General features: G+C 42.8%; 4 protein-coding genes and 1 pseudogene. 1 reads left to right on the top strand and 4 read right to left on the bottom strand.

The genetic code is table 11. The features are described from left to right. Positions 1-341: pseudogene (locus tag CDG79_RS24565) on the bottom strand (hypothetical protein); the annotation flags it as partial. Positions 342-496: 155 nt separating this feature from the next. Between CDG79_RS24565 and CDG79_RS24560 the strand changes: the two are divergent. Further along, positions 497-1,942: a RecQ family ATP-dependent DNA helicase gene (locus tag CDG79_RS24560; RefSeq protein ID WP_094344460.1), complete on the top strand. Its 1,446-nt coding sequence runs from the start codon at positions 497-499 to the stop codon at positions 1,940-1,942. Positions 1,943-1,996: 54 nt separating this feature from the next. On the opposite strand, the gene CDG79_RS24555 is transcribed toward CDG79_RS24560, so the two are convergent. The 3 genes from CDG79_RS24555 to CDG79_RS24545 form a co-directional block, all read right to left on the bottom strand. Next, positions 1,997-2,944, bottom strand: a complete 948-nt coding sequence (locus tag CDG79_RS24555) for an aldo/keto reductase (RefSeq protein WP_094344459.1) — start codon at positions 2,942-2,944, stop codon at positions 1,997-1,999. Positions 2,945-3,148: 204 nt separating this feature from the next. Then, positions 3,149-7,093 (bottom strand): DUF2157 domain-containing protein, encoded by a 3,945-nt coding sequence (locus CDG79_RS24550; RefSeq protein ID WP_094344458.1) that lies wholly within the window; start codon positions 7,091-7,093, stop codon positions 3,149-3,151. A 368-nt stretch (positions 7,094-7,461) separates the two neighbouring features. Continuing rightward, positions 7,462-7,713, bottom strand: a complete 252-nt coding sequence (locus tag CDG79_RS24545) for a hypothetical protein (protein ID WP_143855571.1) — start codon at positions 7,711-7,713, stop codon at positions 7,462-7,464. Between the last annotated feature and the right edge of the window lie 216 nt (positions 7,714-7,929).

Below are 7,929 nucleotides of genomic sequence, written 5' to 3'. Positions count from 1 at the left end.
GCAGAGGGGAAAGAACTTGGTATTTTTGTTCTCTCCCCTGCTCCCCTGCACAAGCACGGGCTTTGAGAGGTGTGGTGAGAAATCCGGGGATAAGGCTCCAGAATAAAAACATCTTTTAACAACGCAGAAGTTGCATAGTCAGTGATGACTCTTGCAAAGCCAACTTGTTGATTATCTTCATAAAGTCCAAAAGATAAAGAATTGTTTATTGATTTTTCCACAGTGGCTAATGGGATCTTTTCAGCCCAATAGGAAGTTTGTAAAAAATCATGAATCATTTGAATATCCAACTTGGATGGATCGGTGCTGATGTAAAATTTATGTTTTAATTCTTCGTTCATATAGCTGAATCTTCTATTTGATATATAGTAATTAATTCTAATTCATTCTTATAGTCAGTGCGTTGCAGCCTGAGATGATGAAATTACTGAACCATTAGTTGGATAGCAGAAGCTATATTCAGTGTTCAAGGATATGGGTGCATCTAGCATTGATTATGAATCAGCCTACAACAAAATCTTGGCAAGAAGTCCGCGCGGCTTTTCAAAAAATCTGGGGTTATGAAGATTTTCGTCCGCCACAGGGAGAAATTGTCAGCAGTTTATTGGCACAAAAAGATGCGCTGATTATTATGCCCACAGGTGGCGGAAAATCCATTTGTTTTCAACTTCCTGCATTGCTACAAACAGGATTAACTTTGGTAGTCTCGCCCTTAGTGGCGCTGATGGAAAATCAAGTACAGGAACTGCGAGAAAGCCATGTAAAAGCGCAGCTTTTACATAGTGAATTATCTTCATCTCAACGCCGTGCAACTCTGCAAGCTTTGGAACGTCAACAGCTAAGATTACTTTATTTATCGCCAGAAACTTTGTTGAGTGGGCCAGTGTGGGAAAGATTATCTCACCCGCAATTGCAAATTAACGGTTTGATTTTAGATGAAGCTCATTGTTTAGTGCAGTGGGGTGATACTTTTCGCCCAGCTTATCGCAGATTAGGGGCGGTGCGTCCGGCATTGCTAAAATCAAAACCACCAGGAACAAAAATTAGCATCGCCGCTTTTACCGCGACTGCTGACCCCTTAGCCCAAAAAACTATTCAAACAGTTTTACAATTACAGCAACCAGAGATTTTCCGCTTGAATCCTTACCGTCCTAATTTGCATCCCAGTGTTCGTATCGCTTGGACACCACGAGGTCGGAAACAACAATTATTAAAGTTTATTCAAAATAGACCTCAACAATCGGGGTTAGTTTACGTTCGTACTAGGAGAGATAGCGAAGATTTAGCCCAATGGTTAGCAGATATGGGTTATGCTACAGCTAGTTATCATGCGGGATTGGGTGCAACTGAACGCCGTGCAGTGGAAGCAAGCTGGTTAAGTGGCAAAATACCCTTTGTGGTGTGTACCTGTGCGTTTGGTATGGGGATTAATAAAAGTAATGTCCGGTGGGTAGCCCATTTTCACGCACCACATCTGCTATCTGAATATGTGCAAGAAATTGGCCGGGCTGGAAGGGATGGGAAACCGGCTGAAGCGTTGACATTGGTGAGTGAACCTACGGGGTGGTTAGATTCAGGGGATAAGCAAAGACAGGAGTTTTTTCACGAACAAATGCGATCGCAACAACAAATAGCGCAACAACTTGTGAAAAAATTACCAAAGCACGGAGAAGTGAATGCAGTAACTCGACAATTTCCTGACGGTGCTACGGCGTTGGCTTTACTTCACAGCAACGGTCAGTTAAACTGGCTTGACCCTTTTCATTACAGCATTAGTCAAAAAGCTGGAAATCAGCCACCGACACAATTACACGCTGCTAAACAGATGCATCAATATCTGACTACAAAGCAGTGTCGTTGGCAGTTTTTGTTAAACGCTTTTGGTTTTGACAAAGACGCAGCTAACTGGCGTTGTGGACATTGCGATAATTGCCGTCAATAAGTCATGCTAGGGACTATTTGCAGTTGGCGCTTTAGCGCTAAAGCACCAACTGTTCTAGGAACTGGCTTGATTTAGAAGGTCGATCGCATCTGGGTCGAGTTTGAGATCGATAGCTTTAATGATATCGTTGAGTTGCTCAATATTAGTTGCACTCACAATAGGAGCAGTAATAGTGGGACGCGCAATCAGCCACGCCAAGGAAACTTGGGTGGGAGTAGAATTATAAGTTTTTGCTACTTCATCAACCGCCTTTAGAATTCGGAAACCACGAGCATTTAAATATTGCTTGACAGAATTACCACGGGCACTAATAGACAAATCTTGTTCTGAGCGATATTTACCAGAGAGAAAGCCACTAGCAAGGGAGGAATAGTTAATCACACCAATTCCCTGTTCTTGGCTGAGAAGTTGTAAATCCTGCTCATAGTCGGATCGAGAATACAAGTTATAACGGGGCTGAAGGCTCTCGTAGCGAGGATATCCATGCTGCTGGCTGATCTGCAATGCCTGTGCTAGACGAGATGCACTATAATTTGAAGCGCCAATTACACGCACTTTCCCCTGACTAATTAATTCCCCATAGGTTTCAAGAGTTTCTTCAAGGGGAGTGCTTTCATCATCGATATGTGATTGATACAGATCGATATAATCGGTTTGTAACCTTTGTAATGAGTCTTCAACAGCTTGTTGAATATATTTGCGAGAAAGCCCTTTACCTTTAATACCTAAATCATTACCAACTTTAGTTGCAATCACTACTTGCTCGCGGTTCCCACGCTGCTTAAGCCATTTCCCTAAAATTGTCTCAGACTCTCCACCCTGATTCCCAGAAGCCCATTTTGAATAGACATCAGCAGTGTCAATAAAATTACCTCCAGCCGCAATAAAGTGGTCTAAAATCTTAAATGAAGTATCTTCATTAATCGTCCAGCCAAATACGTTGCCACCAAAACATAGGGGTGATACTTCAAGCTCTGAACGTCCAAGTTTACGTCTTACCATAGATATTTAGACTCCTTTTTATCTATTGCTTACTCTGGCTTTGGGTGCATTTGACTGCAAATTAATAAGCACAATCAACATCAAAATACGGCAATTAAATAGAATAACCGTATATTACAAAAGATAAATGCAGACTATCATAGAAAATCATCCAAAATCAAGGGCGAATTTTTCGACTATAAAACAGTTAAAAACTCTCTGCCTTTATTGCCATGATTGAAATTCATCAATGGCACTACGAATTAAGGAAGTTATTTGAGCGCGACGGGTTTCAAAGTTGGCGGCGATGTAAATCAGTAAAATTCCGACTAGTAAACCAACAATCCATTTTAAAAATGAGTACTGCAAGCTGAAAATTACCGATTGATAGATTGTAGTGATTAGAAAAGCGGCTGTACCAATGTAGAGAAAAGCTCGCACTCGCAAAGCTAATCCGGCAAAAATGGCGATGAGGCTGAAAACTCCAGGTATCCAGGCTGTATTTTGATGAAATAAAGTTGCCCACCCACAAATTAAACCACTACCTAATCCTCTCAGAATATGGCGGGCTGTTTTGTACTCTGATAGTCTGAGTTGGGTATCGACTTGAGCAATATAAAGCAGTGATAACCCAATTGGTGTTATATACCATAAAATATCAGTCAGGCGTAAGGAATCAAACCAACGGTAAAGTGCCCAATCAATCAATGCCACACTGATATAGGTAAAACGGATATTTTCACCCACCTTTGCCAGAAAAATGTAAAATCCAGCTGCGAGTACTAAGGTAATGGGGTAAGTTTGCAGTCTGGTTTCCCATAAAATTATCAGTGGAATGATGTAGGCGGCTTGCTGCCAAGGTTTTTTAGACCAACCCCAATTTTCCCAAGGTAGAATGTACAGAAAATAGGCTACCACACAGGCGATCGCACCGTTCCAAGGAACTAACGGCCCAGCCCAAAATTTTCCTACTGCTGTCTCCCGCCAATAAACTCTCATGCCGGCTACCTCTAATAAGCCAAGGTAAACCCACATTTCGGCTATTGTGATTCCTCCCAAGATATTGGGGGAAGTGCGCGAATTTCGTCCCTGAAAGATGGCATAACGAATCAAAAATACCCCTGTTGCCAATCCCACCAAACGGTTAACTCCAATGGGAAGCGGAATGGCAGCCATTAATAAGCAGCTACTCCAAACCCAATGAATATGGGCGATTCCTCTAAGTTCTTGGGGAGTTAGGCGTAAGTAGCTGACTAGCCTTGGCGACAATATGCGGTAAGCATACATGATACTGGTACCAAGGGCAGACATGGCAATTAATCCATCACCTAATGCTCCTCCTGAAGCTTGTGACATTTGATAGAACAAAAGTTCATAGGCAGAAATGGATACGCCAATAATTCCTAAGTACAGCAGGGGTTTAAAGTTCTCGCGCCGTCGCCCCACGCCAATGATAATAAAAGCTACACCCAAGGAATACAAACCAGTCCACTCGGTGAAGGTGTTCAAACGCAGTAATACGCTGAATGCACCATAAATTAAGGGCAAAATGTGGAGGCTGCTAGGAAGCTTTTCTAATTGATGTCGTCGTCGCCACCACTCGCCGACAAGTTGAGCGATTAAACCTAAAGCGATATTTGCGATTGGCAAGCCACGCTCCGCGAACGCAATTTTAACAGTTGAGCGTTCCCCAAATCCCAACACCTCGGCAGTCAATAATTCCAAAGACCAACCGATGCCATAAAATGCCCAATTTGTCGGTTCTCGCCAACTGCGATAAATAATGGCTGTCAATGCGATCGCAGTGGCAGCTAAGTACAAAAAGCCTGAAGTAATAAACCCTGAGTAAATCAGCACTGAGTGCAGCGTCAAACTAAATAACTCAAAACCACACAATGCGATCGCCCATTTATCGCTAGCGGCTGCATAGATAACTCCTAATTCGTTACCGCGTCGGCTCAAAGCTGTTCGCGCTAACCATAGACTTAGAGTTGCGATCGCTCCGACGACAAACCAACCTCCTAGCGCAAGGCGAGCTAAACCAGGTACACCCGTCCACAGCAGCGCTACTATGAAACTCAGAGCAAATCCTTCTGTAATTACCGCAGATATTTGGTTTCGCAAATAGCGTGTATTTGCGAACATCAGTCCCGCACCTACTGCCAAACCAATTAATCTAATTCCTGGTAGCTGTAAAGTTAGTAGCTGGGCGACTCCCACAGCTAAGACACTCAAGTAGCGGGTAGTAGTCCGTCGCTGGATAATTGTGCAATTGGCAACACCCGTGAGAGCTATGGGCGTAACTAGCCATAAGGCTCCCAAATAAGCTTGGCTATCAGCTATACCATGCCAAGATGATTCTGCGTTCATCCACAATAGGAAAAAACTAACGGCGGCTAGTCCTAAACCCACATCCCATGCACTACGTTGCCATAGTCCTTCTTCTACGCTAAATCGCCATTCTGCAACCATCAAAGCTAATAAAATACTTGCCCAGACTTGTTGACTCAGGTTTGGTGCCAGCCAATTAATGGTAGAGCAAAATGTCAGCACTCCTATGATGTGAGTTAGATATACCAGGGGAAGGGATGAGGGGGAACGGCGTTGAGTAATGAATGCCAGAGTGATGGTGGAAAATAGCAGATTTAGCGATCGCAATGCGGGATTTACTATGGCGATCGTTGTTAAAAAAGCTCCAAGTAAGAGGGTGAGCAGTTCGCCAAATTTAGCTAATTCTCGCTTTTGGGTGCGATGTAGGCTATCTGTAAGCGCTACCATCAAAATTATGTAGGGAAATAAAGCTACACCCAGCAAAGCCGAGGGTTCATTTTGAGAATTTGTGAGTTGAGTGCCAGTTGCGATCGCTAATTTCTGTAAGCTATCAGGTACTAATCGCCAACCTAGCCAAACTGTCTGTAAGCCGATGACGAAAACCGCAGCGAAATCAAGTCTTAAACTGTACCTCTGCAAGCGATTTCCCAGAAACCATAAACCCAAACCACTGACAGCTATGGCTTGCCAAGGATAATTTATTACCGAAACCAGCCAACCCAAGAAGAGTAGAATACCACCAAGTTTTTCCCAGAGGAAGAGAGATGAGGGGAATGGGGAGAATATTACAGTTACATCCTCTGCTCCCCCTGCCGCCTGCTCCCTGCTCTCTCCCCTCTCCTCTGCTAACCAAGTGACTAACCAGCCACAAATGCCGATCGCTAAACCTAATTGCGTTACATCTACCCCAGCAACAAAAATCGCCCGCACTAGCAGCACTACTAGAGCATAAATAATCACAGAGGCAGGTAAGTTAATACTTAACCGCCGGCGATCGCTTCTATCTCCTTGATGTTGGTAAAGATGATGATAAATGCTAATGATGGTTGTGCCGATCGTTGCTACATAAATGGCAATTAAGGGAAATCCTTTTAATTGCCAACCCCAATGCAGATAACTCAGCCCCAGAATATTTGCAAGAGGTAATTTGCCAGGATGTAAATCGGGAAAAATAGTCCGATTTTTGGAGAGTAAAACAGTTATAGCTGTGAGGGTAGGCCAGGCGATCGCAACTACAATCCAATCCACAGGATTTTGCCACAACTTAAAGCTATCCATTGCCCAAAAGTTCACTGGAACTAACAAAAGAGTGGCAATCAGTAAAGTTTGAGCCGTCAATCTCAGGTTGTTTTGCCTAGTTGCCCAGAAGCTTAACCCCCAAAAACTCAAAGTATAAGCAAATAAAACTCCATACTGTCCAGAAGCAGGAAACTTTGCCCACTGGCTCGCAGCCAGTACCCCAGAGGATACTACTACCAGGAATACCCCTAAAAAAAGCAGCCACCGGACACTCAATTCTGCCCCCAAGGACTGCAATATTCTACTGAGAAAGTTGGGTTCAGTTGGTTTTTGTTGCGTTTGTCTGCGGCTATTAGATTGTAAAGCTGCTACAGGCAACTGCTGCACGGGATCGGGAGTTATAAAAACTACCTTTGTTTTAGCTTCAGACTGGGGTTGCAACACCACCGTACACACCAGAAACTCTCGACATAGCTCCTTAACTTGGGTATCGGATATCAAACCTAAACGCAGCCATATATCTAGTCCTTCTAGTAACTGAGGATGGGAGTCTGGCAGTCTGATTTCAAATTTTAGCGGGCGCTCAAGGGGCGATGACATAAATGGCAGGAGTATAAGTATATACTTTAATATGATTTTAATTAAAGTATATTTTGGCTGTAATCGTGCCACTTATTAGGCTAATAGATATTAATTTTTAACTCCTATATGACTCAGCTTTTATTTTTGAAATACATGTAGGGTACGTTATGCCATTCGGCTAAGGCACCACTTCGGATTTGAGATGCGTTACATTAGCGATGCCAGTTGGAGAGAATTAATTCGTCAATTGACTATTATTGCTCTCGATAATTTGGTAACAAAAGCTTTTTCCTGTAATGCCACAAAAGAAGGGAAGTTACTGCCTCCCTTCTACTCTTTATCAAGCTAGTGTATTAAGTGCTAATCTCTTAACTGAGAGTGATTGATTATCGATAGTCATACTCATGTCTAGAGCGCCACTCCCGTTTATCATGTTCTCTACGTAGCCATTCACGGCGCTCACGTTCTTCCCGTTCTCTACGTAGCAATACTAACCTCCTTTGTTCTCGTTCGCGCCATTCATGTTGGTGATTGTTTCCCAAAATTACTTCTACTTGAGCAGATGCACGCTCTGCTAAAACACTCGAAGTTAGCAAAACGCCTAACAAACAAGATGAAAGAATTCTTTTCATGTTCATAAAGACATACCTTTGATTGAACCAGAAATCTATAGCTTTAGACTTTTTACTTTCAAAAAAGGTTCAATTAGGGGAGACACTTCCAAATAATCCTAGTCGTATTCTTAATTGCTCGTTGTGTGGTGTTGTTCTGGATTGTACTTCTATATATATTCAGAAATTATCCGTTTTAGCTCTTTGAGAGAATTCATTTTGAGCAATTTTTGCCTATGCCCA

The organism is Nostoc sp. 'Peltigera membranacea cyanobiont' 232 (assembly GCF_002245985.1).
In the GTDB taxonomy this organism is placed as follows: domain Bacteria; phylum Cyanobacteriota; class Cyanobacteriia; order Cyanobacteriales; family Nostocaceae; genus Nostoc.
Note: the sequence above shows the minus strand (reverse complement) of the source record. Positions and strands in the feature narration are given on the sequence as shown.